This window comes from Photobacterium andalusiense (assembly GCF_900185625.1).
Lineage (GTDB): Bacteria > Pseudomonadota > Gammaproteobacteria > Enterobacterales > Vibrionaceae > Photobacterium > Photobacterium aquimaris.
This window is the reverse complement of record NZ_FYAJ01000005.1, coordinates 34,961-61,681: the sequence shown is the minus strand read 5'-3', so window position 1 is coordinate 61,681 and position 26,721 is coordinate 34,961. Positions and strand designations below refer to the sequence as shown.

The 26,721-nt window shown below is 42.0% G+C and carries 30 protein-coding genes and 1 other RNA gene; 19 read left to right on the top strand and 12 right to left on the bottom strand.

All coding sequences use genetic code 11. The features are described from left to right. The first annotated feature begins 176 nt into the window (after positions 1-176). Complete coding sequence (locus PAND9192_RS13080; RefSeq protein ID WP_087854173.1) at positions 177-1,328, top strand: iron-containing alcohol dehydrogenase; 1,152 nt, start codon at positions 177-179, stop codon at positions 1,326-1,328. A gap of 106 nt (positions 1,329-1,434) precedes the next feature. Here the strand turns inward: PAND9192_RS13080 and PAND9192_RS13075 are convergent, their stop codons facing one another. Continuing rightward, on the bottom strand, positions 1,435-1,647 hold the full coding sequence (locus PAND9192_RS13075) for a cold-shock protein (protein ID WP_060999873.1): 213 nt from the start codon (positions 1,645-1,647) through the stop codon (positions 1,435-1,437). 199 nt (positions 1,648-1,846) lie between these two features. Next, on the bottom strand, positions 1,847-2,833 hold the full coding sequence (locus tag PAND9192_RS13070; protein ID WP_087854172.1) for a DUF2333 family protein: 987 nt from the start codon (positions 2,831-2,833) through the stop codon (positions 1,847-1,849). A gap of 408 nt (positions 2,834-3,241) precedes the next feature. Between PAND9192_RS13070 and epd the strand changes: the two genes are divergently transcribed. The 5 genes from epd (at position 3,242) to PAND9192_RS13045 (ending at position 8,981) form a co-directional block, all read left to right on the top strand. Beyond that, positions 3,242-4,294, top strand: coding sequence for an erythrose-4-phosphate dehydrogenase (epd, locus tag PAND9192_RS13065; RefSeq protein ID WP_087854171.1), 1,053 nt, complete (start codon positions 3,242-3,244; stop codon positions 4,292-4,294). Between the two features lie 85 nt (positions 4,295-4,379). Next, positions 4,380-5,543: a phosphoglycerate kinase gene (locus PAND9192_RS13060; RefSeq protein ID WP_087854170.1), complete on the top strand. Its 1,164-nt coding sequence runs from the start codon at positions 4,380-4,382 to the stop codon at positions 5,541-5,543. A gap of 159 nt (positions 5,544-5,702) precedes the next feature. Next, entirely contained in the window at positions 5,703-6,779 is a 1,077-nt protein-coding gene (gene fbaA / locus PAND9192_RS13055; RefSeq protein ID WP_087821208.1) for a class II fructose-bisphosphate aldolase, read from the top strand. Between the two features lie 343 nt (positions 6,780-7,122). Beyond that, on the top strand, positions 7,123-8,007 hold the full coding sequence (mscS, locus tag PAND9192_RS13050; RefSeq protein WP_087854169.1) for a small-conductance mechanosensitive channel MscS: 885 nt from the start codon (positions 7,123-7,125) through the stop codon (positions 8,005-8,007). A gap of 260 nt (positions 8,008-8,267) precedes the next feature. Further along, the gene (locus tag PAND9192_RS13045; protein ID WP_087854168.1) at positions 8,268-8,981 is read left to right on the top strand and encodes an oxidative stress defense protein; all 714 of its coding nucleotides are present in this window, start codon (positions 8,268-8,270) and stop codon (positions 8,979-8,981) included. 96 nt (positions 8,982-9,077) lie between these two features. Here PAND9192_RS13045 and serA read toward each other — a convergent pair whose 3' ends face one another. The 5 genes from serA to PAND9192_RS13020 form a co-directional block, all read right to left on the bottom strand. After that, complete coding sequence (serA, locus tag PAND9192_RS13040) at positions 9,078-10,307, bottom strand: phosphoglycerate dehydrogenase (RefSeq protein WP_087854167.1); 1,230 nt, start codon at positions 10,305-10,307, stop codon at positions 9,078-9,080. Positions 10,308-10,542: 235 nt separating this feature from the next. Continuing rightward, entirely contained in the window at positions 10,543-11,202 is a 660-nt protein-coding gene (gene rpiA / locus PAND9192_RS13035) for a ribose-5-phosphate isomerase RpiA (RefSeq protein ID WP_087854166.1), read from the bottom strand. Between the two features lie 183 nt (positions 11,203-11,385). Continuing rightward, on the bottom strand, positions 11,386-11,997 hold the full coding sequence (locus tag PAND9192_RS13030) for a 5-formyltetrahydrofolate cyclo-ligase (protein WP_234999146.1): 612 nt from the start codon (positions 11,995-11,997) through the stop codon (positions 11,386-11,388). Positions 11,998-12,079: 82 nt separating this feature from the next. Beyond that, positions 12,080-12,263: non-coding RNA, 6S RNA (gene ssrS / locus PAND9192_RS13025), on the bottom strand. Between the two features lie 7 nt (positions 12,264-12,270). Continuing rightward, positions 12,271-12,570, bottom strand: coding sequence for a cell division protein ZapA (locus tag PAND9192_RS13020; RefSeq protein WP_087854165.1), 300 nt, complete (start codon positions 12,568-12,570; stop codon positions 12,271-12,273). Positions 12,571-12,957: 387 nt separating this feature from the next. Between PAND9192_RS13020 and PAND9192_RS13015 the strand changes: the two genes are divergently transcribed. The 4 genes from PAND9192_RS13015 (at position 12,958) to gcvH (ending at position 16,520) form a co-directional block, all read left to right on the top strand. Next, the gene (locus PAND9192_RS13015) at positions 12,958-13,539 is read left to right on the top strand and encodes a YecA/YgfB family protein (RefSeq protein ID WP_087821214.1); all 582 of its coding nucleotides are present in this window, start codon (positions 12,958-12,960) and stop codon (positions 13,537-13,539) included. Positions 13,540-13,566: 27 nt separating this feature from the next. Further along, positions 13,567-14,754, top strand: coding sequence for a 2-octaprenyl-6-methoxyphenyl hydroxylase (gene ubiH, locus PAND9192_RS13010; RefSeq protein WP_087854164.1), 1,188 nt, complete (start codon positions 13,567-13,569; stop codon positions 14,752-14,754). Positions 14,755-14,756: 2 nt separating this feature from the next. Further along, on the top strand, positions 14,757-15,968 hold the full coding sequence (locus PAND9192_RS13005; protein WP_087854163.1) for an FAD-dependent 2-octaprenylphenol hydroxylase: 1,212 nt from the start codon (positions 14,757-14,759) through the stop codon (positions 15,966-15,968). 159 nt (positions 15,969-16,127) lie between these two features. Continuing rightward, positions 16,128-16,520, top strand: coding sequence for a glycine cleavage system protein GcvH (gene gcvH / locus PAND9192_RS13000; RefSeq protein ID WP_087854162.1), 393 nt, complete (start codon positions 16,128-16,130; stop codon positions 16,518-16,520). A gap of 113 nt (positions 16,521-16,633) precedes the next feature. Here gcvH and PAND9192_RS12995 read toward each other — a convergent pair whose 3' ends face one another. Next, positions 16,634-16,837: a DUF1107 domain-containing protein gene (locus PAND9192_RS12995; RefSeq protein WP_087854161.1), complete on the bottom strand. Its 204-nt coding sequence runs from the start codon at positions 16,835-16,837 to the stop codon at positions 16,634-16,636. Between the two features lie 470 nt (positions 16,838-17,307). Here PAND9192_RS12995 and PAND9192_RS12990 point away from each other — a divergent pair, with 470 nt between their 5' ends. The 3 genes from PAND9192_RS12990 to nqrM are packed head-to-tail and all read left to right on the top strand — an operon-like array spanning position 17,308 to position 18,281. Next, positions 17,308-17,607, top strand: coding sequence for a DUF134 domain-containing protein (locus PAND9192_RS12990; RefSeq protein WP_087854280.1), 300 nt, complete (start codon positions 17,308-17,310; stop codon positions 17,605-17,607). A 3-nt stretch (positions 17,608-17,610) separates the two neighbouring features. Next, on the top strand, positions 17,611-18,081 hold the full coding sequence (locus PAND9192_RS12985) for a NifB/NifX family molybdenum-iron cluster-binding protein (protein WP_087854160.1): 471 nt from the start codon (positions 17,611-17,613) through the stop codon (positions 18,079-18,081). After that, complete coding sequence (gene nqrM, locus PAND9192_RS12980; RefSeq protein WP_087854159.1) at positions 18,078-18,281, top strand: (Na+)-NQR maturation NqrM; 204 nt, start codon at positions 18,078-18,080, stop codon at positions 18,279-18,281. The genes PAND9192_RS12985 and nqrM overlap by 4 nt, the downstream gene beginning before the upstream one ends. A 56-nt stretch (positions 18,282-18,337) precedes the next feature. Here the strand turns inward: nqrM and PAND9192_RS12975 are convergent, their stop codons facing one another. From PAND9192_RS12975 to ygfZ, 3 genes are all read right to left on the bottom strand, one after another. After that, positions 18,338-19,288, bottom strand: a complete 951-nt coding sequence (locus PAND9192_RS12975) for a LysR family transcriptional regulator (RefSeq protein WP_087854158.1) — start codon at positions 19,286-19,288, stop codon at positions 18,338-18,340. Between the two features lie 69 nt (positions 19,289-19,357). Next, positions 19,358-19,843, bottom strand: a complete 486-nt coding sequence (locus PAND9192_RS12970) for an aminoacyl-tRNA deacylase (protein WP_087854157.1) — start codon at positions 19,841-19,843, stop codon at positions 19,358-19,360. Continuing rightward, a complete protein-coding gene (gene ygfZ, locus PAND9192_RS12965) occupies positions 19,833-20,813 on the bottom strand; it encodes a tRNA-modifying protein YgfZ (RefSeq protein ID WP_087854156.1) in 981 nt (326 codons plus the stop codon). Before ygfZ ends, PAND9192_RS12970 begins: the two co-directional genes overlap by 11 nt. A 252-nt stretch (positions 20,814-21,065) precedes the next feature. Here ygfZ and PAND9192_RS12960 point away from each other — a divergent pair, with 252 nt between their 5' ends. Continuing rightward, positions 21,066-21,326: an FAD assembly factor SdhE gene (locus tag PAND9192_RS12960; protein WP_060999836.1), complete on the top strand. Its 261-nt coding sequence runs from the start codon at positions 21,066-21,068 to the stop codon at positions 21,324-21,326. Continuing rightward, the gene (locus PAND9192_RS12955) at positions 21,295-21,744 is read left to right on the top strand and encodes a protein YgfX (protein WP_306341513.1); all 450 of its coding nucleotides are present in this window, start codon (positions 21,295-21,297) and stop codon (positions 21,742-21,744) included. The genes PAND9192_RS12960 and PAND9192_RS12955 overlap by 32 nt, the downstream gene beginning before the upstream one ends. A gap of 39 nt (positions 21,745-21,783) precedes the next feature. Here the strand turns inward: PAND9192_RS12955 and nadB are convergent, their stop codons facing one another. Next, complete coding sequence (gene nadB / locus PAND9192_RS12950) at positions 21,784-23,400, bottom strand: L-aspartate oxidase (protein WP_087854154.1); 1,617 nt, start codon at positions 23,398-23,400, stop codon at positions 21,784-21,786. A 517-nt stretch (positions 23,401-23,917) separates the two neighbouring features. Here nadB and rpoE point away from each other — a divergent pair. The 4 genes from rpoE to PAND9192_RS12930 are packed head-to-tail and all read left to right on the top strand — an operon-like array spanning position 23,918 to position 26,656. Then, entirely contained in the window at positions 23,918-24,496 is a 579-nt protein-coding gene (gene rpoE / locus PAND9192_RS12945) for an RNA polymerase sigma factor RpoE (RefSeq protein WP_087854153.1), read from the top strand. Between the two features lie 26 nt (positions 24,497-24,522). Next, the gene (locus PAND9192_RS12940) at positions 24,523-25,170 is read left to right on the top strand and encodes an RseA family anti-sigma factor (protein ID WP_159458246.1); all 648 of its coding nucleotides are present in this window, start codon (positions 24,523-24,525) and stop codon (positions 25,168-25,170) included. Next, positions 25,170-26,156 (top strand): sigma-E factor regulatory protein RseB, encoded by a 987-nt coding sequence (gene rseB / locus PAND9192_RS12935; protein WP_087854151.1) that lies wholly within the window; start codon positions 25,170-25,172, stop codon positions 26,154-26,156. Before PAND9192_RS12940 ends, rseB begins: the two co-directional genes overlap by 1 nt. Before the next feature lie 2 nt (positions 26,157-26,158). Continuing rightward, positions 26,159-26,656, top strand: a complete 498-nt coding sequence (locus PAND9192_RS12930; RefSeq protein ID WP_087854150.1) for a SoxR reducing system RseC family protein — start codon at positions 26,159-26,161, stop codon at positions 26,654-26,656. The last annotated feature ends 65 nt before the right edge of the window (positions 26,657-26,721 follow it).

Here is a 26,721-nt window from a genome sequence, read left to right as displayed (position 1 = left end):
CTATTGTTACCAAATTAGCGAAGTGTAGAATGGCTGCATCGACACAAACAATAACCACTAAGTTCGATATAACAGCAGCCGTTATTCATTTTTGAAACGCGCAATCAAACAGATTCAGACTTATGGCTAACGCGGTAAGTCACTATAAATTAATAAATAATTATCGGAGTTTTACTATGAGCAATGTATTTTACATGCCACCTGTAACCTTAATGGGTCCTAACGCTATTCAATCTCTAGGTGCTGAACTTGCATCAAAAGAATTGAAAAAAGCCCTTATCGTCACTGACGGTGTGTTAGTTGAAGTGGGTCTGGTTAGCAAGCTAACAGATGAGCTAAAAGCACATAACTTAGATTTTGTTATTTACGATGGTGTGCAGCCAAACCCAACTGAGAAAAACATTGAAGATGGTCTGGCACTTCTTGCGCAAAGCAATGCTGATTTTGTGATTTCATTTGGTGGTGGTTCATCACACGATACAGCTAAAGGTATCGCATTAGTTGCAGCGAACGGTGGCCACATTCGTGATTACTCTAAAGGTGTGCATCTATCTAAGAAACCACAACTGCCATTGGTAACCGTGAATACAACCGCAGGTACAGCTTCAGAAATGACAGTATTTGCGATCATCACTAACCAAGAAGATGAAACTAAATACCCAGTAGTTGATAAGCACTTTACGCCTATTATTGCGGTTAACGATTCAGAGCTAATGGTCGCAATGCCTAAGTTCCTAACCGCAACCACAGGGATGGACGCATTAACGCACGCCGTTGAAGCCTATGTTTCAACAGCTGCAACGCCAATCACTGATGCATCTGCAATCAAAGCGATTGAGTTAATTGTTAACAACTTAGAAGCAGTGGTGAATAACGGTCAAGACCGCGCAGCACGTGATGCAATGCAGTACGGTGAGTACTTAGCAGGAATGGCATTCTCAAATGCTTCTTTAGGTTACGTGCACTCAATGGCGCACCAATTAGGGGGTGTTTACGACCTGTCACACGGTTTATGTAACGCAATCTTATTGGCTGAAGTTTCACGTTTTAACGCCAAACAAGTACCAGAACGTTTTGTTGATATTGCGAAAGCAATGGGTATCGACACCGCCGCAATGACCCAAGAGCAAGCAGTAAATGCAGCCCTTGAAGCGATTGATGCACTATCTGAAAAAGTAGGCACTAAGCAACGTTTAACTGATTTGGGTGTAACTGAAGATAAACTCGCATTTATGGCGCAAAACGCCCTAAACGATGCCTGTTCTTTAACTAACCCACGTCAAGCGAGCTTAGAAGAAATCGTTAATATCTTTAAAGCACGGATGTAATTATCAATAATTGTAATTATCAATAATTGTAATTATCAATAATTGTGATTATTTGATAATGACTAAATAAAACTAAGGCCGCTAAGTTAGCGGCCTTTTTTGATCGCTATAAAACCACAACATTGATTGCTTGCAGGCCTTTTTGACCTTGCTCAACATCAAATGATACTTTTTTGCCTACTGGCAGTTTGGTTAATGTTTTATCAGCAATGCCACTGCTGTGAACGAACACATCTGCATTACCAGTATCTTGGGTTAGAAAGCCAAAGCCTTTTTCTTCGCTAAACCACTTCACTAAACCCGTTGCTTTATGCGACATGTGTAACCCTTACTGTAAAAATATCAATAAATAATGTTGCTAATAAATCGTGGTCATTACTAACGCTGAGCAACAGAGTGGGCTGATTATTTCTGTAAACCGAGGGCTTGTAAAGGTCAATGTCGCGCCAAGCAAATCGGCTACTAATAAAAAAGATCGCGCTTAGGCGATCTTTTTGAAGGTATATCTGCGTAGTTGGTTAACGCTTTTCTAGAATATTAATCAGATCCACAGTGCCTGCCTGGGCGCGTGAAACATAGTTGGCCATGATCAATGAATGGTTAGCGATAAGCCCAAAACCATTACCATTTAAAATCATTGGGCTCCATACGGTTTCTTGAGTCGCTTCAAGCTCACCGATGATCTGATCCATCACTACCATAGCTTTGGCTTCTTCTAATACTTCTTTAAAGTCATCGCGCATTGATTGCATTAACAGCAATAATGCCCATGTTGAACCGCGAGACTCATAGAAGACATTATCTATTCTTAGCCACGGGGTTTTGGTGTTATCAACTTTGATTTCACGTAGAACACCATTGCCTTCAGCCAATTGATCATGATCGACGTTTAAGTGCGCCTCACCGACCGATGAACCGAGATCTTGTGAAATACTACCAAGGCGGTTTTGAACCACTTCTAGCCATGCGACTAAACCATCATCACGAGCATAGAAGGTGGCTTTCTTGCTCGGATTTTTAGTCTCTACCAGACGATCTCGATAACTGATCAATGAATCGATCGCTTCTTGGTATTGTGATTCTGCACTTGGGAAGTTCCAGCTGTGACTATTAATGTTTAGTGCTGGCTGCGCTTCTTTTAGATCGGGATCAATACGGCTTTCATTTTGAGAACGGCTAATACGATCTTTTAAAATAAGGACCATATCGCGAACTTGGGTTAATACGCCTGCTTCCCAAGCGGGCATGTTATCCATCAATACACTTGGTGGTAGACGGTCATTAGTTAGGAAACCACCCGGCTTATCCAGTAATAATTGATTAATATGGATCAAGGTCGTCGTGGTTTCGTAACCAATAACAGGCTGTTGATGGTTTAGTGTCGCTTGTTGAGCGGCATATTTACTTGGCGAAAAGGTGTCGGGCTCACAAGACCAATAAACTGAGACTGCGTAGCCAAGTAAGACCGCGAGAGCTCCCCCGATAACAATTTTTTTCTTGTTCATAAATAACCTCATTGCGGATGTAACAAATGTTTAGCAGTAAAAATAATGGCTGTTAAAGAGGTGAATAGCAGCATGTTGATGCTACTCACTAGGCTGATATGTAGATAAATATGTCACTTTGTATAATTATACTACGAATAAATTATTGCTTTTGTGAATTCTATACGGTGTTGATTTGCATCTAAAATAAGCAAAATAGACTGAATTTGAATGACAGGAAATTGACATTTGTAGTAGATAAACGTGGTTAGCTATTCACAATTTCAGTTTCAACCAAGTAACTTTGTGTGATTATGTGTTTGATTATGTAGATATTTAATTAAACACAGTGAGAGTTGTCACAATTATGGTGATTCTCAAACTTGGTTGGTATACACTAACGCCGCTTAGTATTTTTGTAGCACGGATATGACACTAAAAGTCGCAATAAATGGATTCGGCCGCATCGGTCGCAGTGTGCTCCGCGCATTGTATGAGAGCGGTAAACACCACCAAATTAACGTCGTGGCCATCAACGAATTGGCTGAGCCTGAAGCAATGGCTCACTTACTTCAGTATGATTCAAGCCATGGACGCTTCGGTAAGCCTGTCAGTCATGACCAGGAGCATCTTTTTATTGCCCATGAAAATGGTCATCGCGATCAAATTCGTCTGCTTCATCAACCCGATCCTAAATTATTACCGTGGCATGATTTGGATGTCGATATCGTCCTTGATTGTAGTGGCCACTTAGGTTCTCGTGCTGATGGTTTAGCCCACATCGATGCTGGTGCTAACAAAGTGTTATTTTCCCATCCTGCTGCCAAAGACATCGATTTTACTGTGATATATGGCGTTAACCATCACCAGTTAACTTCGCAACACACGATTGTTTCTAACGGCTCTTGTACGACGAATTGCATTGTGCCCATCATTCAAGTGTTGGATGATTGTTTCGGTATTGAAACAGGCTCAATAACCTCAATTCACTCTGCAATGAATGATCAGCAAGTCATTGATGCTTATCACCCCGATTTACGCCGAACACGTGCTGCTAGCCAATCCATTATTCCAGTAGATACCAAATTACATTTAGGTATCGGTCGTATTTTTCCGAAGTTTTCTGACAAATTTGAAGCGATTTCTGTGAGGGTGCCCACAATAAATGTCACCGCGATGGATTTAACGGTTACTGTTACAACAAACGTGAAAGTTAATGACGTAAATCAAGCATTATTAAATGCGTCTCGTTGTACATTAAAGGGTATAGTGACTTATACCGAAGCACCATTAGTGTCGATTGACTTCAATCATGATCCCCATAGCGCGATTGTTGACGGTACTCAAACCCGCGTAAGTGGTCAGCATTTAATTAAAATGTTGGTGTGGTGCGATAACGAATGGGGATTTGCTAATCGTATGTTAGATACTGCGTTAGCAATGGCGGCAACAGATAACTCTGCTGCAACGCCGCAAAAATAAGTAGTAAGAATTATTGGGTTTGGCAGTGACGCCGAGCCATGAAATTTATGAACTTTTATTTTAAATAATGTTGAGAGGGCAAAACATGTCTGTAATCAAGATGACTGATCTGGATCTAGCTGGTAAGCGTGTATTTATTCGTGCTGACCTAAACGTGCCAGTAAAAGACGGTAAAGTAACTTCAGATGCACGTATCCTTGCATCTCTACCTACTATTCAGCGTTGCCTAGAAGCTGGCGCTAAAGTAATGGTTACTTCTCACCTAGGTCGTCCAACGGAAGGCGAATACGCAGAAGAATTCTCTCTACAGCCTGTAGTTAACTACTTAAATGACGCACTAGATTGTGACGTTAAACTAGCAAAAGACTACCTAAATGGTCTTGAGCTAAACGCAGGCGAGCTTGTTGTTCTTGAGAACGTACGTTTCAACAAGGGCGAGAAGAAGAACGAAGACGAACTATCTAAGCAATACGCTGCACTTTGTGACGTATTTGTAATGGATGCATTTGGTACGGCTCACCGTGCACAAGCATCTACTTACGGTGTAGGTATGTTTGCTCCTGTAGCATGTGCAGGTCCACTACTTGCTGGCGAACTAGAAGCGCTAGGTAAAGCAATGGATAACCCAGCACGTCCAATGGTTGCTATCGTTGGTGGTTCTAAAGTATCTACTAAACTAACAGTTCTTGAGTCACTATCTAAGATTGCTGACCAAATCGTTGTTGGTGGTGGTATTGCTAACACATTCATCGCAGCTGAAGGCAACGATGTAGGTAAGTCTCTATACGAAGCTGACCTTATCCCTACAGCTAAAGAGCTAATGGCAAGCACTGACATTCCAGTAGCAACTGATGTTGTATGTGCAAAAGAGTTCTCTGACTCAGCTGAAGCAACAATCAAAGCTGCAACAGACATCGCTGCTGACGACATGGTTCTTGACCTAGGTCCTGATTCAGCTCAAGCACTTGCTGACATCATCATGAACGCAAAAACTATTCTTTGGAATGGTCCAGTTGGCGTATTTGAAATCGAGCAATTTGGTAAAGGTACTGAAGTTGTTGCGAACGCAATCGCAGCATCTGCTGGTTTCTCTGTTGCAGGCGGCGGTGACACACTAGCAGCTATCGACAAGTACGGCATCAAAGATAAAGTATCTTACATCTCTACTGGTGGCGGTGCTTTCCTTGAGTTCGTTGAAGGTAAGAAATTACCTGCAGTTGAAATGCTAGAAGCTCGCGCTAAAGCATAATTTATTTGGCGTGGAAACTAAGTATATTTATAATATTGTCTTAGTTTCCACGTTTAAATGTTTGTGATAGACGTTATATTTCAGTAAAATAGAAGCTTATCGCAAACGTTTGCACAAGAATTTTTCCACAGACAACAAAGTAAATATAGGACTATTGTTATGTCTAAGATCTTCGATTTTGTAAAACCTGGTGTTATTTCTGGCGACGACCTACAGAAAGTTTTTGCTGTAGCAAAAGAAAATAACTTCGCTCTACCTGCTGTTAACTGTATCGGTACTGATTCAGTAAACGCTGTTCTTGAAGCTGCTGCTAAAGCTAAAGCACCAGTTATCGTTCAGTTCTCTAACGGCGGTGCTGCATTCTTCGGCGGTAAAGGTCTTAAGCTTGAAGGTCAAGGCCCTCAAATTCTTGGCGCTATCGCTGGTGCAAAATACGTTCACGCAGTAGCAGAAGCTTACGGTGTTCCAGTTATTCTTCACACTGACCACGCTGCTAAGAAACTACTTCCTTGGATCGACGGTCTACTAGACGCTGGTGAAGAGTTCTTCGCACAAACTGGTAAGCCTCTATTCTCTTCTCACATGATCGACCTTTCTGAAGAGTCGCTAGAAGAGAACATCGAAATCTCTGGTCAATACCTTGCGCGTATGGCTAAGATGAACATGACACTAGAAATCGAACTAGGTTGTACTGGTGGTGAAGAAGACGGTGTTGATAACTCAGATATGGATTCTTCTGAGCTATACACTTCTCCTGAAGATGTTGCATACGCATACGAGAAACTAAACGCTATCAGCCCACGTTTCACTATCGCTGCTTCTTTCGGTAACGTACACGGTGTTTACCAAGCGGGTAACGTTGTACTAACTCCAACTATCCTACGTGATTCTCAAACTTACGTTTCAGAGAAGTTTGGCCTACCAGCTAACTCTCTAAACTTCGTATTCCACGGTGGTTCAGGTTCTTCTGAAGCTGAAATCCAAGAGTCTATCGGTTACGGTGTTATCAAAATGAACATCGATACTGATACACAGTGGGCTGCATGGGACGGTATCCGTCGCTACGAAGCTGAAAACCACGATTACCTACAAGGTCAAATCGGCAACCCAACAGGTGAGTCAGCGCCTAACAAGAAATACTACGATCCACGCGTTTGGTTACGTGCAGGTCAAGTATCAATGGTTGAGCGTCTAGAGAAAGCATTCTCTGACCTAAATGCAGTTGACGTTCTTTAATAGAATATCTGCTACATAAAATGTGAAAAAGCCCACTTCGGTGGGCTTTTTTTTTATATCAGATTAAGCAGTTAGCGTGACTTGATTCGAATATATAAATTATATTTTTTTATGATTGTTCGATTTTTTTTACTAGCCATTTGGTTACTAAAAGATTAATAATGCAGTGTTTCTTTGATGTTATAGTTCGCTATACTGATTATTATACCTATCACAGTATAGTGAGCGGTAGTTGCCTAACGTCAAATTTGTTGCTGAGGTGTTATTTTTTACGGTTTACTGTATGATCTACTCATTAAGCGGCATATTAATATTATTTTATATTTTTTAGAGAGATACCTTCATGACAGAGAGCGTTACTGACAAGGTTGTTGAGCATATATCAGATAACTCATTGACTAACGGTGTATTACACGCCGGAAACTGGATCACTAAAAACCAAGATCTATTAGTTCAATATGCAGTGAATATCGTGTCTGCAATACTGATTCTATTTATCGGTAATATCATTGTTAAGATGATTGCAGGTACAGTAGCAAAAGTACTGCGTAAAAAAGACATGGACAACGCAGTTGTTGAGTTTATCCATGGTTTAGTGCGTTACCTATTATTTGTTATCGTATTAATTGCAGCACTGGGTCGTATTGGTGTTCAAACTGCTTCTGTGGTTGCTGTTATTGGTGCGGCAGGTTTGGCAATTGGTCTTGCACTACAAGGCTCATTATCAAACTTCGCAGCCGGCGTATTGATCGTTGCTTTCCGTCCATTTAAGTCTGGTGACTATGTGGAAGCTGGCGGTGTTGCTGGTTCTGTTGAATCTATTCAGATTTTCTCAACTGAGTTACGTACTCCAGACAACAAGATGGTTGTAGTACCTAACGCTTCAGTAATTGGTAACCCAATTACTAACTACTCTCGTCATGACACTCGCCGTATCGATTTAACGATTGGTGTTTCTTACAACGCTGATCTTCAAAAAACGAAAGAAGTATTAAACCGTGTTGTGATGGCAAATGAGTTAGTACTTAAAGATCCTGCACCAACGATTGGTGTAGTGGCATTAGCTGATTCATCAGTAAACTTCGTGGTTCGCCCATGGGTTAAAACTGCTGATTACTGGGGTGTATACTTCGAACTTAACCAAGCTATTAAAGAAGAGCTTGATAAAGAAGGTATCGAAATCCCATTCCCACAAATGGATGTTCACCTAAATAAAGTTGAGGCGTAATTCGCCTGACTGTTAGTTGTGATCAAAAAAAGAAGCCTGATGGCTTCTTTTTTTTTATTAATTCACGGTGGCTGATCGCAATAATAGCGAGCTTAAAACGATAACCTTGCTGAATCAATACTGAAGCTCAACTAAAAAACAGTGTTCATTAAGTCGAGGGTTTGTTAGCATTGCACCATCATTACTGATGAAAATACTGTATTTATCACTGTACTAGTGAATAAATCACCATGTTATGCGACTCAGAAAAAGGATCAACAATGAAAAATACATGTTTAGCAATAGTACTTGGTGTTAGTGCGTTTGCTTCAGCGTCTGCAATGGCGGCTGATATTCCATTTCCTCATTTAGAGACAACCGGTCGTGGTGAAGTTGTAGTACAGCCTGATATGGCGGTATTTTCGGTTAATGTCGTTGAAACCAAAAAAACGGCGGTTGATGCTAAGTTAGCTGTTGATCAAGCTGTGACTAAGTTTATTGAGCGTTTACAAGCTGCTGGTGTCGACAAAAAAGACATCAATAGCGCCAATATTTCGTTGGCGGCGCAATATAATTACCCTAAAGATCACAAGCCGGAGTTAGTTGGCTTTAAAGCTAATCGCAGTGTCGAGGTGACAGTGCATCAACTAACTAAGCTAAATAGCTATTTAGATGACGCGCTGGGTGATGGCATTAATCAAATTAATAACATTGATTTAAAAGTTGCTGATAGTGCAAAATATCAGCAGCAAGCGCGCCAAAAAGCGATAGAGAATGCTAAGCAAGTTGCGGCCTCACTGGCGCAAGGGTTTGGTAATAGAATCGATGGCGTATGGCAAATTGATTACGATACTAACAGTCAGCCAATGCCGTATATGCGTGCCAATTCTTGGGTGGGTGGAGCTCGACAAGATTCGATTGATCAAAGTTATACTGACAACAACATTGTGATTAAAGACAGTGTTAATGTGATCTTTAAATTAGCCGAAAAATAATCAACCAATCACTCGTTATCGTTTCGATTAAATAGCCATAAGAAAGGAGAGCATAGTGCTCTCCTTGTTGTTATTTGCGGTTATGAAAAGAGGGGATTAGTGCAAAATACGCGCGCGAATAGTGCCATCAATGAGTTTTAGTTGCTGTAAGGCTTCTTTTGAACGTTCGGTTTCGACGTCAATAACCACATAACCGACCTCAGCACCAGTTTGTAAGAACTGAGCTGCGATGTTAATGCCTTCTGAAGCAAAGATCGTGGTGATTTGATTGAGTATGCCGGGACGGTTGTGGTGAATGTGCAGCAAGCGAGAACAACCTTGATGCTCAGGCAGCGATACTTCTGGAAAGCCAACTGCTGATAGGGTTGAGCCATTATCAGAATACTTGACTAACTTACCTGCGACCTCAATGCCGATATTTTCTTGTGCTTCATGGGTTGAACCACCAATGTGCGGCGTTAAAATTACATTATCAAACTGCATTAGCGGTGATTCAAACGGGTCGTTATTGGTTTTTGGCTCAACAGGGAACACATCAATTGCAGCACCTGCAATGTGTTTGCTTTCTAAAGCACTGCAGAGCGCATCAATATCAACCACGGTGCCACGGGCAGCATTAATGAAAATTGCACCTGGCTTCATGCGCGCAAATTCTTCGACGCCCATTAAATTTGCCGTACCTTTGGTTTCAGGTACATGCAAGCTAACCACATCCGATTTATTAAGTAATTCAGATAATGAACTCACTTGAGTTGCATTGCCTAGCGATAGCTTGGTTTCAATGTCATAAAAGCATACTCGCATACCAAGGTTTTCAGCCAAAATACCCAACTGGGTACCAATATGACCATAACCAATAATGCCTAATGTTTTACCACGTGCTTCAAATGATTGATCTGCCGATTTTAACCATTCGCCACGATGGGCTTTGGCGTTTTTCTCGGGAATGCCGCGTAATAATAATAGAATTTCACCTAAAACCAGTTCAGCAACACTACGAGTATTGGAAAAAGGGGCGTTGAAAACAGGAATACCGCGTCGCATTGCTTCATCGAGATCAACTTGATTGGTACCAATACAGAAACACCCTACAGCGGTGAGTTTTTTAGCAGCCGCAAAGACCTCGGGGGTTAACTGGGTACGAGAACGAATGCCGATAAAATGGACATCTTTTACTGCTTCTAACAGTTCTTCACCTGCTAAAGAGCCTTTATGGTATTCAATATTGGTGTAACCAGCTTGTTGTAAAACTTCAAGTGTTGAGGGATGGAGGCCTTCTAACAGAAGGATTTTGATTTTTTCTTTATTGAGTGACACGGTTGCCATAGGTTCTTATCCTTAAAAACGTAGCGACTAATGATGCTAACACTGCGGTTGTTAAACGAAGGTTATTACATCTCAGTAGCTAAATGGTTAAACGTTTGCTACATGCTGTTTAATAAAGTATCAAAAATTAACCATTAAGGGTAAGAATATTACAAAAAAGCCAATAAAAAACGGCAGCTAATGATTCGCGAGCGATCAACAGCTGCCGTTTTGTAATCAAATAACGAATTAATCATTATTTTTCGATGATTTTAGTTCCTTCCGGCGTACCAATAAGTACAACGTCAGCACCACGATGAGCAAATAAACCCACGGTTACAACACCTGGTAGCGCGTTGATGCTATCTTCCATTGCTTTAGGATCAGTGATCGCCATGTTGTAAACATCAAGAATGATATTACCGTTATCTGTTACCACACCTTCACGGTATACCGGATCGCCACCGAGTTTAACTAATTCACGACCAATGAAAGAGCGTGCCATTGGAATGACTTCAACTGGTAATGGGAATTGACCTAGTACATCAACTTGTTTGGTGTTATCAACAATACAGATATATTTCTCAGCAATCGCTGCGACGATTTTTTCGCGAGTTAATGCCGCACCGCCGCCTTTGATCATGTTAAATTGGGCATTGATTTCATCAGCACCATCAACATAAATATCTAGGCTAGCAACATCGTTAGCATCAAAAACTTTAATCCCAATTTGCTCTAGGCGCTCAGTTGAAGCCACCGAGCTTGAAACTGCGCCTTTGATCTCTTCTTTACGGGTTGCCAAGGCATCGATGAAGTGATTAACAGTTGAACCAGTACCTACACCCACAATACTGTTTTTTGTTACGTACTCAAGTGCTGCCCAACCGGCTGCTTTTTTCATTTCATCTTGTGTCATGCCGTTCTCCTCGTAATGACCTCAATTATGCGAACGGTGATTATAGCTAACCGAAGTGATTTCGTCAGTCGGATTCTATGGTTAAACAATGCAAACTTAAAACTAAAAATATAACTTTTTGAATAACATACAATTACATTGATTTTTTTTAATCAAAAAAGCCAATCGTTTGCGTTGAGTGTGTTATGACTCTGTAAATTGATAGTTAGGGGTGATGATTAATGGTAATGGCACATCCCAATGTTGATTGGGAAGCTGAGCAATATATTGACAATCATGACCGATGCCAATGGGATAAGGGCCGCAGCGGTGCTGGTGCCACTGGCTTAAGGTGCGATCATAATAGCCACCGCCCATGCCAAGACGCTGTCCGAGGGCATCAAAAGCCACCAATGGAGTGCAAATCACATCAAGTTGTGCAATCGGTTTAACGCGTCGCACATCCAACTTAGGTTCGCTAATACCGTAGCGGTTAGTGGTCATTGGTGTGTCGGTATCATAGTGTAAAAACAGCAAATGACCTTTAGTAAAAGGATGCAATACCGGTAAATACACTGATTTTCCTTGTTGCCATAGCCATTCGATAAACGGCTGCGGATCAATTTCACCGTCATTAGCGATGTAAACCGCAATGTGCTGGCTATGTTGAATACGATCTAAGGTTTGTAAGCGTAAGGATAATTGTTGTGCTGCGTAGTGTTGTTGTTGAGGCGATAGTTGTTGTCTAGCATGACGAATTTGTTGTCGTAGCTGAGAACGTAATTGCTGGCTGGAAGCTGAAAGGGAAATCGTCACGTAATTATCCAATCCATGAACAGTGAGTGTTACTGGATTGTAGAGCGCTAATACGCAGAAAGGAAGTCTAACTCAGTAAAGGGGATGCCCCAAGGTGCCGTTGCGAAATAAGGCCCTTGAACCAGATGTTCAAGGTGGACTGGCAACATTAACCGCAGGCTTCTCAGTCAGGCTGAGCATGCACAATAGCTAATAAAAAAGCCAATCCTGGGTATTTGCTTATCGGCTCGGGGACGTTCATTCACTGACGCACACCCCAGGGTCAATTCATTATCAACGCTTTGGCTGATATTGCAATACTTTATCCAAATTTTCTTCTAGTGAATTGATTTTATTGGATATTAATTCAGCATTGCGATTATGTTGTTGTCGCTCTAAATGCAACTCGTTACTGATGTTGAGACCAGTAAAGATCAATAATTGTTCTACAGATACGTTACTACGCGCAGACATATCTTTCAAGCGTTGGTCAAAATCTGTCGCCGCGGCACGTAATGCGTCTTCTTGGCCCGTTGGACAATTAACTTTTAGCTTTCGGCCCAATACTTGAATTTCTACAGCCTGAGTACTCATAAACCTTCGATTTGCTCCGTGCCAGAATGGGTATTCATTCCGCTTGCGACGTGGTCAATATAGAAAAACCCTATACAAGATGCAAGCGACTATGTCTTGGTTTTGGTTCATTATCTTCTGACTAAACAGATATTAATCAGACTCGGTTCGAAGTTGATTAAGGATTGAACGTTATCACCAGTGTTATCATTTGCCGAACTAGGCTTAAGTGTTAGCATAACACAGTGCTACCATTCGCTCATTGCTATTTATTATACTCGCTAAGCCATAACGGTGAGTATTGTTTGGTACAATTTCAATGAGTGTAACCTTAATCATGAGCATTATTGTTAAGTAATGGTCACAAAAATTTATCTTACTATCGCGTCAACTAAAAGGTGATAAGCCATGAGTGAAATAACCCTACCGACATACTCTGCTGTTGAAGCGGCTTTAAAAGAGCAAGGCTTAGCCGCGATGCCTGCTGAATTACATGGTTTACTCAGTGGCATGATTTGTGGTGGTCTTGCTGTTGATGATGAAAGCTGGGCAGGTCCAGTATGTGATTATGCCAACGAAGGCGAGCCACTGACCGATGGCGCTAAAATGATGGTGCGTACTTTATTTACTACCACAGCTGAAGAATTGATTGGTGGTGGGTTTGAGTTCTCACTGTTGATGCCTGATGATGATGAGCCGCTATCTGAGCGTGCAGAGGCATTAACTGAGTGGGTAAATAGTTTTATTTCTGGTTTAGGGCTAATGGATTTACAAAAAAATCAATTGTCTGAAGAAATCACTGAAGCATTGGCTGATTTACAAGAGATCTCACAACTTGGTATTGATGAAGATGAAGATCTTGAAGAGCAAGCGGCATTGTTTGAGCAAGTACTTGAACATGTACGTATGTGCGTGTTGAGTTGTCATTCTGAACTAGGTCAACGACTAGTGAATGACGACGATGCGCAAGAGCAACCAACAGTTCACTAACAATTACTATTGCGAAAGGGACAAAATGTGAAGCAATATGATGTAGTTATTGCCGGCGGCGCAATGGTGGGTGCATGTTTAGCGATAGCACTTGATGAATTAACCCAGCACCAATTACATATCGCGGTAGTTGAAGCGGTAGCAACCGATGATCAGCAACACCCAGGCTATGATGCGCGCAGTATTGCACTATCGCATGGTTCGAGCCGCTTGTTAGACTCGATTCAACTGTGGCCAGCATTGGCAAAGGTTGCGACGGCAATCAAGCATATTCATGTGTCTGATCGTGGTCATGCTGGTATGGTTGAGTTATCCGCTCAGCAACTGGCCGTTGATGCCTTAGGTTATGTGATTGAATTGGCTGCTGCAGGTGAAATTTTTCATCACCAGTTAGCAACGCGTCCACAAATTGATCTATTTTGTCCCGCAAAAGTTGAAGATATAGAACGTACTCAATCAGAGGCGTTAATACGGTTAAATACCGGTAAACGATTACGGACTAAATTAGTGGTTGCCGCCGATGGTGCGCTATCTCATTGTTGTGATTTACTCCATATTGGTCGCAATGAACATGATTTTGAGCAAGTGGCAATCATTGCTAACGTTACCACGGCAGAGCCGCATCAAGGCCAAGCATTTGAACGATTTACTCAGCATGGGCCGGTAGCATTATTGCCAATGTCGCAAGGGCGTAGTTCATTGGTATGGTGTGTTGAACCACAGCAACAAGCGCGTATTATGGCATTATCTGAGACGCAATTTTTAGCGGAATTACAAACTGTGTTTGGGTGGCGATTAGGTGCGCTGACGCTGGTGGGTGAGCGCCATTGTTACCCATTAATATTACGCCAAGCACAACGGTTAGTGTCACATCGAACTGCAGTGATTGGTAATGCTGCTCAAACTCTGCATCCTATCGCTGGTCAAGGATTTAACCTTGGACTTCGTGATGTGATGACGTTGGCAGAAGAAATTGCAGCAGGCGTTGCCCGCGGGGCTGATATTGGTTTACCAACCGTATTGGGCCGTTATCGTGAGCGCCGATTACCAGATCGACAAGCAACCGTAGCCATGACTGCTGGCTTGGTGAGCTTGTTTGCCAATAATAATCCTGCGCTCGTGGCTGGGCGAAACCTAGGCTTGATGACTATGAGCCTTTCTAACACACTTCAAGCACCGCTGTTACGCCGTGCAATGGGACAGGTAAAACGATAGCTATGATGCAAAATGTTGATATCGCCATTATCGGTGGTGGCATGGTGGGGTTAACGTTGGCAGCAGCGTTAGCCGATACTGAATTACGGATAGCAGTGATTGAAGGTAAATTACCTGAGTCTGAGTTAGCCGAATTACCTGACGTGCGAGTGTCTGCTTTAAGCCGTGCTAGCGAGCGAATATTACGTGGCGTTGGGGCTTGGAATGGTATCTGCGACCGTCGTATGAGCCCTTACAGCAAAATGGAGGTCTGGGAACAAGACAGTTTTGCACATATTGATTTTGATGCCGAGCGTTTAGCCCAACCTAATTTAGGCTATATTGTTGAAAACCGAGTGATTCAGTTAGCGTTACTGGATCAGGTCAGTAAGCAAGCCAATGTGAGCTTATTTGCCCCTGATAAATGCCAAAATATCGCCTTTGGTGAAACAGAAGCTTGGATCACATTAGAATCAGGCAAAAACCTCACCGCTAAATTAGTGGTTGGTGCTGATGGTGCCAATTCATGGTTGCGTCAACATGTTGATATTCCACTGACCCATTGGGATTACGGTCATAGTGCGTTGGTGGCTAATATTCGTTGTGATGAGCCTCACTTGCAGACCGCGCGGCAAATATTCCGTCCTGATGGTCCATTAGCTTTTCTACCATTAGCACAACAAGATCTGTGCTCAATTGTATGGTCATTGCCGCCAGAGCAAGCACTGCAACTTTGTGATGTGAGTGATGAAGTGTTTAATCAGCATTTAACCACAGCTTTTGATCATCGTTTAGGCTTATGTCGTGTAGAAGGTGATCGTCAAGCCTTTCCACTTAAAATGCGTTATGCCCAAGATTTTGTACGCGAACGCGTGGCACTAGTCGGTGATGCAGCTCATACGATCCACCCATTGGCAGGCCAAGGCGTTAACTTAGGTCTGTTAGATGCAGCGGCATTAGCGCAAGAAATTATTGCTTTATGGCAAGCCGATAAAGACATTGGTAAGCAAGCTAACTTGCGTCATTACGAGCGCTGGCGTAAAGCTGAAGCGGCTAAAATGATCACCGCTATGCAAGGTTTTAAGACCTTGTTTGATGGTGCTAATCCAGCTAAAAAACTGGTGCGTGATCTCGGAATGTTATTTGCTAACAAAGCTCCTGGTGTCAAAGATGAGTTTATGCGCCGAGCCTTAGGATTAAGTGGTGAACTGCCTGAATTAGCGCGTTATAAATAAAACCGATTTAGAGCGTTTATTGAGTCATAAGTTATTAAGCCGTAGCATTTTTTGTTGCGGTTTTTTTATATCTAAATGAAGCAAAAAAAATAATTTCACCTACAGTAAAACATAGAGTGATAGTTACCGATTAATAGTGAATTTAAAAAGGATATATAAATGAGCTATGTGCCCTCTGAATTAAAATTTACCCATACCCATGAATGGTTACGTGATGAAGGTGATGGTGTTTATACTGTTGGTATTAGCGATCATGCTCAAACATTATTGGGCGATATGGTGTTTATTGATTTGCCTGAAACAGGAGCAACTGTTGATGCGGGCGAAGAATGTGCTGTGATTGAATCGGTGAAAGCTGCATCAGATATTTATGCACCGTGTACTGGGACAATTATTGCTATAAATGAAGAGCTTAGTACGGTACCTGAGTGGGTAAATAGTGATCCTTATGGTGATGGATGGCTATTTCAAATTCGTATTGATGCTGAACAAGATACTGATGAATGGCTTGATGCTGAAGATTATCTCGACACGATTGCTGATGATGAATAGTGACGATAATTAAAGCCCACTCAATCAAGTGGGCTTGATGCTGTTTACTGGGCTAATAATTTGGTGTTAATAACTATTGCCGTTGTCGACTACGTTTAGAGTCAATGCCATCTTTAATAAACTTCACGTAGGCGCTTAATTTCGAGGTTAACTTCGTTAACCGTATCATAATGATGTTGTTGCGCCTTAACAGGCACTAACAATATTCCCTTTTCAAAATGATAGCCCCCACGACCATCAATATAAATTCTTCCATTAAATATACGACTAACATGCTTGGCAATTAATTTAGGCAAGTAGCGTTTGAACATCCGCATAATACAGTTTAACTCCGACCGTCCTGGCGATTAACGGCGTTAGTATACTTTAATTCAAATGACGTTTTTGTGACATTATCAGCGTAAATTTAACGATATTGTTAAATTGATAACGTATTCAACAGCTATAAATACAATCTACAGATTAATATCCTAAGTTTGTGGTATTTTATAAATTTTTAGCCTTGAAAGAAGTTGCGTATTTTCTGTGACGATAAAGACAAGATTGCCGATGTTTGACTGTGATTGCTTATATGTGGTGTTTTTTTGGACGTCAAGTGGTGGCTAGTGGTATACGTTATGGTGATAGTTTTGAAAGCTATTTCGATACTTTATGCTGAATATTTAGCGGTAGTAAAATATCAATCAGACACTAAAAATAACCTAGATCACCATTTATGATCCTAGATCAAGGTATGGTTTTTGGCGTATGCCAATAATGAGATAAATAAACCGAGATGATGATCATTATGGCACGTCCAAAAATTGTCAGAAAAATTGCCTGTCGTCCTGCTTATAGTTGCTTTAAACCCAATGGGGTGCCCATGAAGCAGTTACCACGATTAACCTTAGCGAGTGATGAACTTGAGGCATTAAGGCTGGTGGATATGCAAGGATTACAGCAACAGCAAGCAGCGCAACAACTCGGTGTATCACGCCAAACCTTAGGAAATATTATTGCTCGTGGGCGCCATAAAGTTGCTCAAGCATTAGTGATGGGAATGGCATTAGAGTTAGCACCAGACAGCATACAGACTACCGAGGATTAATTTATGTTAATAGCAATTGCATTGACGCCACGAAATCAAATAGCAGGCCATTTTGGTAAAGCTGCCACGTTTGCTATCTATGATCAGCAAGGTCAACTGGTTGAGCGGATTGAAAATAGCGGTAGTCGTGAGTTGGGATGTAAACATAAAAAAATATTGCAGCGCCAACTGGCAGCATTGAACGTAACTGAAATTGTATTGGGTAATATTGGCACCCGTTCTTTAGCGCGATTATTACAAGCTGGGTTTAGTGTCAGTCGTGTTGCACCACGAACAACATTAGTTGATTTTTTAGCTGGCGGCGTGAGCAAAGAAGCGTTACTGACGGCTGATCAAGGGCGCGCTTGTAAACGTGAAAAAGGCAGTTGTGGCTGTGGTTGTGGCACTAAAAAAACAGCACCAGCAGTGGTTAAAGTTGGTATGTTGAGTCCGATTGCGAATGGACTTGGTAAGATTGGTGGTTTAAAACTATGACCACGTTTTTATTAACTTTAGGGATTTTTTTGGTGGTTATTGCGGCAATGGCAATTGGGTGGTGTGTAAAACGCCAAACAATCAGTGGCAGTTGTGGCGGTTTAGCCAACGTTGGTGTTAATAAAGAGTGTAATTGTGATGAGCCTTGCGATGAACACAAACTTTATCAAATTCAAGAGCCTAATCATCACGCGCATTAATAGCATTGATATCACTGAGTAATCATTGGCAGGGCATTGTTGCTCTGCCACGATAATTAGCGACTAGAACGAAGTTGTTCAACATGAGTGATCACCGTATTGGCAACGATGTCGCGTAACCATTGGTTGCGGGGGTGATTACTGTCGCGATGGAGCCATAATAATCGAATATCAAAATCAGCTATTGCAACAGGCGGTGGGCATTGCGTTAACTGATCATTGAAAATATCCAGTTGCGCCATTAAGCGCGATACCACACAAACTAAATCGCGACCGCTTAACAAATGCCGAACAGTAAGAAAGTTATGCGATCCCACTGCCACTTGACGTTGAAACCCTTGCTGTTGTAGTTGAGCATCAACTTGGGTTGTGAGTTTGCCATCAGGGCTTACCAGTGCATGAGGATGACGGCGGTATTGATCGAGACTGACTAGGTCATTAAGTCCAGTTGCCTGTTGATCATAAAGGCAGACATGATCTTCAGTATATAAGTACTGGTGTTCAATATCTTTGCCCATATCTGTCATTGAACCAATAACCACATCGATGCGATGCTGATTGAAATCAGTGTGATAACTATGACGATCGACATTAAAAAAACTTAGTTGGCATTGTGGCGCTTGGTGGTGAATCGCATCATACAGTGCTGGGGCAAATAATAATTCGGCATAATCGGTTAAGCCTATCTTAAAAGTGCCACAGAAATCAGCAGGTACAAACACAGTTGGTCGCAGCAGTTCGTTAGTAATCAATGCCAAAATAGTATCGACGGTTGAGGCATGTTCTAACGCGGTTTGCGTCGGTAACATTTGGTGACCATGACGCTCAAACAAAGGGTCATTTAATAAACTGCGTAGTCGCGATAAATTATGGCTCATTGCTGACTGCCCAATGGCGAGTTTATTGGCCGCTTTAGTCACGCTGCGGGTTTCCATTAATGCAGAAAACGCAATTAATAAATTAAGATCAACCCCGCGCCAATTAATATCGTGATGATAGTTTGTCATCAACGGCTCCTTTATTTTTAATCAAGCGGCATTGTGATTAATGCCGTTGATATGATGGCTAATTATTAATTAGAGTTGATCTCGGCAAATATCCGCGAGCAGTGGATCGCATAAGATCAGTAAATCATCGGTGGCGATCTCAATCCCTGCCATACGATCACCACTACTAATATTAACTTTCTCTATCGCCGCAATAGCATTATCAAACACGATCACTAATGGCCGTTTTAAGCCAAGCGGGGCAACTGTGCCGATGACTAAACCGGTGACTTTTTCAACTTCGGTTGCATCCGCGCAAGTCATGCGTTGGCAACCCAATAATGCGCGTACTTTTTTAGGATCTACTGCTTGTGGACCAGGCACACAAGCGAGCACGTGAAACCCTGACATATCTTTGAGCAAGATTGATTTGACCATATGTTGCGGATCAACTCCGCGTTCAGCTGCTGCCTCGGCAATGGTTGTTGCGGGTTTGGTATGCGGCAGTAAACGGTAATCAACCCCTTCGCTAATCAATAGCTGAGTAACGGGGGTATTTATTGAATTATTCTGCATTAAAATCGTACGGTAGGTCGAGTTTGTGCCATAGCGCATCTGGCGCGGTTGCGAAACGGAATTGACTGTCAGCATCAAGATCATTGGGTAATACAACCAGCGCTAAAGCGTGATTGTCACTGTATTGATAGCCGCAGATCACGGTGCCACCTTTACGCCAATTTTCACCGACACTACGCTCTAATGCATCACCTGGTTGTGGGCATTGTGTTGCTGCGCCAGCAACGATATACATCGCACGTTTATTAATACCACGGTATTTAGCCCGCGCGACGGTTTCTTGGCCGGTATAGCAACCTTTTTTAAAGCTAATACCATCAACCGCTTGTAAGTTTACGGCTTGAGGAATGAATTCAAGTTCGGTGGCACTATCAATACGTGGCATCGCCGCTTGAATGTCATATAAATTCCACAGTTCGGTGGTTGTTAAAGTTGCTGTTGGTGCCAAGGTGGTAATTACATTGTCAGCTTGTTCTGCAGTAGTGATAATTAACCAGCGCGCGTTATCAACTTTTACAACAGTGGCTGTGTCGTTATGGCGCACATCAGCATCACCACTGAAATGATGATCAATAGTTGCTTGAGCTTGCGTACCTGCGAACCCAAAAATAACAGCTTCTGTTTGAGTGATCTCTGTTTTAGAAAAGACCGCATATTTTTTTAGTTCAGGCAGTTGGGTTGCCATCACACTTTGACGTTGTAGTAAGCCGTAACCATTTTGATAATGGAAAACGCGCAAAATAGTACGTAATTTTCCTTTGGCATCACAGTGACCAGCAAAGGTTGATTTATCGGCTGTTAATGACACTACATCACAGGTTAATTGACCTTGTAAGTAGGATTTACTGTCTGGGCCAACAAGCGTCACCATGCCCCAATCACTGAGGTTGATCATTGCTAAATCAGGTAAAGAATCGGTGCTAGTTAATGCTAGCGGGGTGAAAGAGTGCTGAGTTGACCAAGTGTTCATAATGGTATCCACAAATGCTGTAATGATGATGCTATGTTATACCAACTGAACAAAATAATTAACCATGGTAACACGATGGGTTAATTGACTGTTTTTACAGGTCGTCATTATGGTGGGCTAGGTCTCATCTTGAATGATTGCTTGTGTTGGCGCATGGTCGTGATTGAGTACGACTGGTACTATCTTTATCATGGAAATACGCCAAGTATTCAATTATCAGTGAGCCAATAGGCACGCACATAGAGGTTATGTATGTTAGTTGCAGAAGAGAGAGCCCGCGTTAAATGGGCATGTCGTCGCGGCATGTTAGAGTTAGACGTGTTGGTGATGCCATTTTTTGAAGAATGTTTTGATGATCTATCAGAGCAGCAGCAACGTGATTTTATTTCTCTATTAACCTGTGATGATCCTGATTTATTTAAATGGATGATGCAACATGGCCGTAGTGATAATCCTGCTCATGCGATGATGGTCGATAAGATTGTTGCCCACAACAACAGCAAGCTACGTTGATCTAACGCTTCACTTATCCCCGCGCCTGCACACTGCACTGAGTCGATGTTACTTTGGTGCAGTGCTACTAATGTTTGTTGTTCCACCGGTTTTTTGGCCGCTGAGTTATTTTTTTGCCGAAATGTTAGTATTTGAATGGCAACGGATACAGCACCATTATTTGCGTCAGCAAGGGCCATTACGGCTGTATAGTGATGGTCATCTGCGCTGGTGTGAGCAAGCGGGTAAAATTGTAGCGGTGAAAGTGGTCAGCCGTTGGCTCGTGATATTGTCGATAGCACATCAGCGTAATCAATGGCTGATTATCTGCTGTGACAGTTGTGATACTGCAAGTTATCGGCTCTTAAAAATGTCGCTACATTTAGGACTATTAAAGCCTGCAGCCGCAGCCAATAACGATGATGCTAACGAGCATTAGTATCATCGTATGGTTGAGTTATTACTTATTTAAGTGCGGTTAGTAATTACTTGGCACTAAAACAGTAGCGGTTGCTTGCTCGTCAAGTTCAGGATAATCAAGGGTATAGTGTAATCCTCGACTTTCTTTTCGTTCTATTGCACAACGTACTATCAGCTCTGCAACTTGTAATAAATTACGCAGTTCTAAAAGATTATTTGAAACACGGAAATGACAGTAATACTCATCAATTTCGTGTTTAAGCAATTCAATGCGGTTCATTGCCCGCTCTAAACGTTTAGTTGAACGTACAATACCAACGTAATCCCACATAAATAATCGTAATTCATGCCAGTTATGTTGAATCACCACTTCTTCATCAGAATTAGTTACTTTACTGTCATCCCAAAATGGCAATTGTTGTGGCTGTAAGATGGTCTTAAATTGGCGCTCAATATCTTGTGACGCTGACCATGCATAGACTACGCACTCAAGTAATGAATTAGATGCCATGCGATTGGCTCCATGAAGGCCGGTGTAGCTGACTTCACCAATAGCATATAACCCTTCAATATCGGTTTTACCTGATTTATCTACCACCACGCCGCCACAGGTATAATGTGCAGCAGGAACAATTGGAATCATATCTTGGGTGATATCAATCCCGTAACCTTGCAGTTTTTCAGCAATGGTTGGAAAGTGGCTTTTAACAAAATCAGCTGGCCTATGGCTAATATCAAGATACATACAATCAGCACCTAAGCGCTTCATTTCGTAATCGATCGCACGTGCAACCACATCACGAGGAGCCAGTTCTGCGCGCTCATCAAAATCGAGCATAAAACGGCTGCCGTCAGGACGACGTAAATACGCACCTTCTCCGCGTAGAGCTTCACTTAATAAAAACGTTTGTGCTTTGGGGTGGAATAGACAAGTAGGATGAAATTGATTAAATTCAAGGTTAGCAACACGACAACCTGCGCGCCATGCCATCGCAATACCATCACCCGATGACACATCTGGGTTGGAAGTGTATTGATAGACTTTTGATGCGCCACCAGTGGCTAGTACCACAAATTTGGCAGCAAGGGTTTCAACACATTCTTTGTCGCGGTTCCAGACATAAGCTCCTAAAGCGCGATTGGTGTCTGCTTGCGGATTGATTTTTTTCTCGGTGATTAAATCAAGTGCATTATGGCGCTCAAGAATAGTGATATTAGGATGATTACGGGCTTGTTCTTGAAGTGAGGTTTGCATCGCCATGCCAGTGGCATCTGCAGCATGAAGAATGCGACGATGACTATGGCCACCTTCTAAGGTCAGATGGTAGCGGGGGTCGTCGTCAGTATAGGATTCTTCACGATCAAAAGGTACACCGCCATCAATTAACCATTGCACGCATTGCTTGGCGTTTTCAGCGATAAACTGCACCACATTCTGGTCACAAAGATGAGCGCCAGCAATTAACGTATCTTCAACATGGGATGCAATACTGTCAGACTCATCAAAAACGGCGGCAATCCCTCCCTGAGCGTAATAGGTTGCGCCTTCACTAAGGGGGCCTTTGCATAAAATAGTCACTTTACCAAGATGAGCTAAATGCAGTGCCAGCGATAATCCTGCTGCGCCACTACCAATGACTAAAATGTCGCTATCGTGTTGATGAAGCTGGTTCATAATGATTGCATGTCCATGTGATAATCTTATTTCATGCTATCAAATTTGTTATAAAAAGACATATTTGTTTGGGATTGAGTAAACTAAATATCATTAAGATACGGTGCTTTAGCTATGTTATTGTTAAATGTTAGCGCACTAACCGCTTCATACCATTGTGATTATTTTGCTTTTTTCAGTCACAGATCCTCGTTAGTATGATTATTTCAGGTAAAATGACCGCAGTTATTCTTTCTAGCCTGATTTCGTTACCAGTAATAACCAAGTGTTAACGAAAGGGTAAATTATTTTATTGGCGGTGGAACTTTGCCATTATCCATCGGTCTTATGTAGTGCTCATGCTTATAAATATTTCATAAATCAGTGTTTTATTTACGGTGAGACTAACGCTTATAGTGGCAGGATAATCTAAATAAACCGTTGTGTATCAATACCGACTCAATACCTTTATTGGTCTATGTTGTCGTGAGATGAATGCAATATTACTAAACAGTTAGACATGGGAGTAAACGCTCGAATGAGCGAGCAGCAAACTGATCAGGTACTAATTGAGCGAGTACAGCGGGGAGATAAGCAAGCATTCAACCTTTTGGTTATTAAATACCAGAATAAAGTTTGTAACCTTGTTTCACGTTATGTTAGCAATTCTGGTGATGTGCCAGATGTCGCTCAAGAAGCGTTTATTAAAGCTTATCGCGCCTTACCAACATTTCGTGGTGAAAGTGCTTTTTATACATGGCTTTACCGTATCGCTGTTAATACCGCAAAAAATTATTTAGTTGCTCAGGGACGTCGTCCGCCAGCATCCGATGTTGATGCTGAAGATGCAGAATATTATGAAAGTGGAAATGCGCTTAAAGAAATATCGAACCCTGAGAACCAAATGTTGTCTGAAGAACTGAAGCGAGTTGTTTTTAGTACGATTGAATCACTACCTGATGATCTTAAAACAGCGATCTCATTGCGTGAACTGGATGGTCTAAGCTATGAAGAAATCGCTGACATAATGGGATGTCCTGTAGGTACAGTTCGCTCACGTATATTCCGTGCACGAGAGACAGTTGAAAAACGTATTCGTCCTCTTATGCAACAATAACAATGTTGCACCAAACGGTGGAAAAAATGGCTGATAAAGAAAAAATTTCGGCATTGCTAGATGGCGAAGACTTGGATCAGAGCATTATCAATGCGCTGACCGTTGACAAAAATAGCGAGCAAAGCTGGCATGACTTCAACCTCATTGGTGATGTCATGCGTGGTGATGTGCCGCAATGCAAACAATGGAATATTGCAGAAAATGTCGCGTTGGCGCTAGAAGCTGAACCCGCTCATACCGGGGCTGTGGTTACTAATGTTGAAGCTGTTGTTGAGCCGATTATTATTCAAGAACAACCGACCCCATTTAAAGCGAAGCGGACATTACCCGCTTGGCTATCCCAGTTTAGTCAGGTTGCGATGGCTGCATGTGTATCATTAGCGGTGATTGTTGGTGTTCAACAATATGATGGTAATGGTGGCAACCTTACTACAACAACCAGTAATGATGTGCCAGTATTACAAACGATTCCATTTACAGGTAAAGCTGAACCTGTGAGCTTAAATACCAATATGGTAGATAATAATCAGACTCCGTCTGAATCACAGTTAATGGAACAACGACGTCGAATCAATTCGATGTTACAAGATTATGAATTGCAACTTCGGTTCAATGCTGAAGATGGCAGTATCGATAATTCACGATTACATACTAATAATTCTGTGGCGGATTAATGAAAAAAACTCTGGTCGGTGCACTTGCATTGGTCAGCCTATTATTGTCACTCCAAGCCTCTGCTGAAGCGGTTAAACCTTCAACAGAGGCTTTGTTGCATCAAATGGGCCAAGCCAGTCGAGATCTTAGTTATGAGATGTCTTACATTTGGGTAAAGAAAAATAGCATTGATACCTTGCGTTATCGACACGCGCTAGAGAATGGCCAAAGCTATGGTCATTTGTTGTTCCTCAGTGGTCCGCCACAAGAGGTGATTCAACGTGGTGATGAAGTCAGTTATTTTGAGCCCGGACTCGATCCTTTTACGATTAAAAGTAATAAGATGGTCGCGCCTATATTGCCATTAATGAAGGCTAATATAGATAAACTGGCTCATTTTTACGATTTCATTGCCATGGGTCGAGCACGTGAAGCGGGTGTCGCCTGTGATGTTGTTCGTATCGCACCTAAAGATGGCAATCGTTATTCTTACTTATTGTGGATAGATCAAGCGACTCACTTGGTGATGCGCGCTGATTTACTCGATCGCGATGGTGATTTATTAGAGCAATTTCGCGTGGTTTCTTTTGCGGTGAATCCTAAAGTTGCTGAAATGCTGAGTAAGCTTGATCAAGTTAAATTGCCCGCCGTGGTACAATTACCGCAACAGCCGCAGAAAAAACTGCAATGGAGTGTTAATTGGTTACCAAATGGCTTTACATTAATTGCAGGTAATCGTCATCGACTGTTACTGACAGAGCGCGCCGTTGAAAGTCGCATGTATAGTGACGGTTTGTTTAGTTTTTCTGTTTATGTTTCAGATGCTGATAATTTTGTCGGTCGTGGGCAATTGGTTCGTCAAGGGCGGCGGACACTAATTACTCGCGTTGATGGCAATAAAGAAATTACAGTGGTGGGTGATATTCCACCACAAACAGCACGACAAATTGCAGAAAGCGTAACCTTTGATAAAATTAAACCAGAGGTTACCCCTACGAGTAAATAATCATGATGAGAACATTAGCGACAGTGGTCGCTGTTGATAGTGGCTATATAACGGTAAGTTGTCAGCAACAAACCAGTTGTGGTCATTGTGCTTCGCGCGATAGCTGCGGCACAGGTATTGTTAGTAAAGCAATGCCGGGGCGTTCTCATTTGATTACTATCGACACCAATGAAAAAATAACGCTTGGACAAGTGGTTGAAATTGGCTTGTCTGAGCGTAGTATGCTCAGTTCAGCGTTGTTGGTTTATATGCTGCCCTTGCTATTTTTAGTCGGGGGTAGCTTACTTGGTCAGTATCTATTTGTTGATCTAGCAGCCAGTAATCAGCTTGGTGTTATTGTATCCGCTGTAGTTGCTACCACCATCGGATTACTGATTGCGAGGCATTATGCTAAGCGATTAGATGGGGATGCAGCCTATAAACCAAGCCTTATTCGAGTGCTCGGGTTACCTATTTCAGCAGATAAGCTGATAAATGCCGCATCGAAAGATAGCGAGTAGCGTTTAAATTCGGTAGAATCCGTCAACTTGATCTTAAGATCCCATTCATTTTAATCACGAGCAGT

Excerpts from the sequence above, each read along its gene's own strand:
- PAND9192_RS13080 (WP_087854173.1), top strand. The coding sequence starts at position 177 with ATGAGCAATGTATTTTACATGCCACCTGTAACCTTAATGGGTCCTAAC.
- PAND9192_RS13075 (WP_060999873.1), bottom strand. The coding sequence starts at position 1,647 with ATGTCGCATAAAGCAACGGGTTTAGTGAAGTGGTTTAGCGAAGAAAAA.
- PAND9192_RS13070 (WP_087854172.1), bottom strand. The coding sequence starts at position 2,833 with ATGAACAAGAAAAAAATTGTTATCGGGGGAGCTCTCGCGGTCTTACTT.
- epd (WP_087854171.1), top strand. The coding sequence starts at position 3,242 with ATGACACTAAAAGTCGCAATAAATGGATTCGGCCGCATCGGTCGCAGT.
- PAND9192_RS13060 (WP_087854170.1), top strand. The coding sequence starts at position 4,380 with ATGTCTGTAATCAAGATGACTGATCTGGATCTAGCTGGTAAGCGTGTA.
- fbaA (WP_087821208.1), top strand. The coding sequence starts at position 5,703 with ATGTCTAAGATCTTCGATTTTGTAAAACCTGGTGTTATTTCTGGCGAC.
- mscS (WP_087854169.1), top strand. The coding sequence starts at position 7,123 with ATGACAGAGAGCGTTACTGACAAGGTTGTTGAGCATATATCAGATAAC.
- PAND9192_RS13045 (WP_087854168.1), top strand. The coding sequence starts at position 8,268 with ATGAAAAATACATGTTTAGCAATAGTACTTGGTGTTAGTGCGTTTGCT.
- serA (WP_087854167.1), bottom strand. The coding sequence starts at position 10,307 with ATGGCAACCGTGTCACTCAATAAAGAAAAAATCAAAATCCTTCTGTTA.
- rpiA (WP_087854166.1), bottom strand. The coding sequence starts at position 11,202 with ATGACACAAGATGAAATGAAAAAAGCAGCCGGTTGGGCAGCACTTGAG.
- PAND9192_RS13020 (WP_087854165.1), bottom strand. The coding sequence starts at position 12,570 with ATGAGTACTCAGGCTGTAGAAATTCAAGTATTGGGCCGAAAGCTAAAA.
- PAND9192_RS13015 (WP_087821214.1), top strand. The coding sequence starts at position 12,958 with ATGAGTGAAATAACCCTACCGACATACTCTGCTGTTGAAGCGGCTTTA.
- PAND9192_RS13005 (WP_087854163.1), top strand. The coding sequence starts at position 14,757 with ATGATGCAAAATGTTGATATCGCCATTATCGGTGGTGGCATGGTGGGG.
- gcvH (WP_087854162.1), top strand. The coding sequence starts at position 16,128 with ATGAGCTATGTGCCCTCTGAATTAAAATTTACCCATACCCATGAATGG.
- PAND9192_RS12995 (WP_087854161.1), bottom strand. The coding sequence starts at position 16,837 with ATGCGGATGTTCAAACGCTACTTGCCTAAATTAATTGCCAAGCATGTT.
- PAND9192_RS12990 (WP_087854280.1), top strand. The coding sequence starts at position 17,308 with ATGGCACGTCCAAAAATTGTCAGAAAAATTGCCTGTCGTCCTGCTTAT.
- PAND9192_RS12985 (WP_087854160.1), top strand. The coding sequence starts at position 17,611 with ATGTTAATAGCAATTGCATTGACGCCACGAAATCAAATAGCAGGCCAT.
- nqrM (WP_087854159.1), top strand. The coding sequence starts at position 18,078 with ATGACCACGTTTTTATTAACTTTAGGGATTTTTTTGGTGGTTATTGCG.
- PAND9192_RS12975 (WP_087854158.1), bottom strand. The coding sequence starts at position 19,288 with ATGACAAACTATCATCACGATATTAATTGGCGCGGGGTTGATCTTAAT.
- PAND9192_RS12970 (WP_087854157.1), bottom strand. The coding sequence starts at position 19,843 with ATGCAGAATAATTCAATAAATACCCCCGTTACTCAGCTATTGATTAGC.
- ygfZ (WP_087854156.1), bottom strand. The coding sequence starts at position 20,813 with ATGAACACTTGGTCAACTCAGCACTCTTTCACCCCGCTAGCATTAACT.
- PAND9192_RS12960 (WP_060999836.1), top strand. The coding sequence starts at position 21,066 with ATGTTAGTTGCAGAAGAGAGAGCCCGCGTTAAATGGGCATGTCGTCGC.
- nadB (WP_087854154.1), bottom strand. The coding sequence starts at position 23,400 with ATGAACCAGCTTCATCAACACGATAGCGACATTTTAGTCATTGGTAGT.
- rpoE (WP_087854153.1), top strand. The coding sequence starts at position 23,918 with ATGAGCGAGCAGCAAACTGATCAGGTACTAATTGAGCGAGTACAGCGG.
- PAND9192_RS12940 (WP_159458246.1), top strand. The coding sequence starts at position 24,523 with ATGGCTGATAAAGAAAAAATTTCGGCATTGCTAGATGGCGAAGACTTG.
- rseB (WP_087854151.1), top strand. The coding sequence starts at position 25,170 with ATGAAAAAAACTCTGGTCGGTGCACTTGCATTGGTCAGCCTATTATTG.
- PAND9192_RS12930 (WP_087854150.1), top strand. The coding sequence starts at position 26,159 with ATGATGAGAACATTAGCGACAGTGGTCGCTGTTGATAGTGGCTATATA.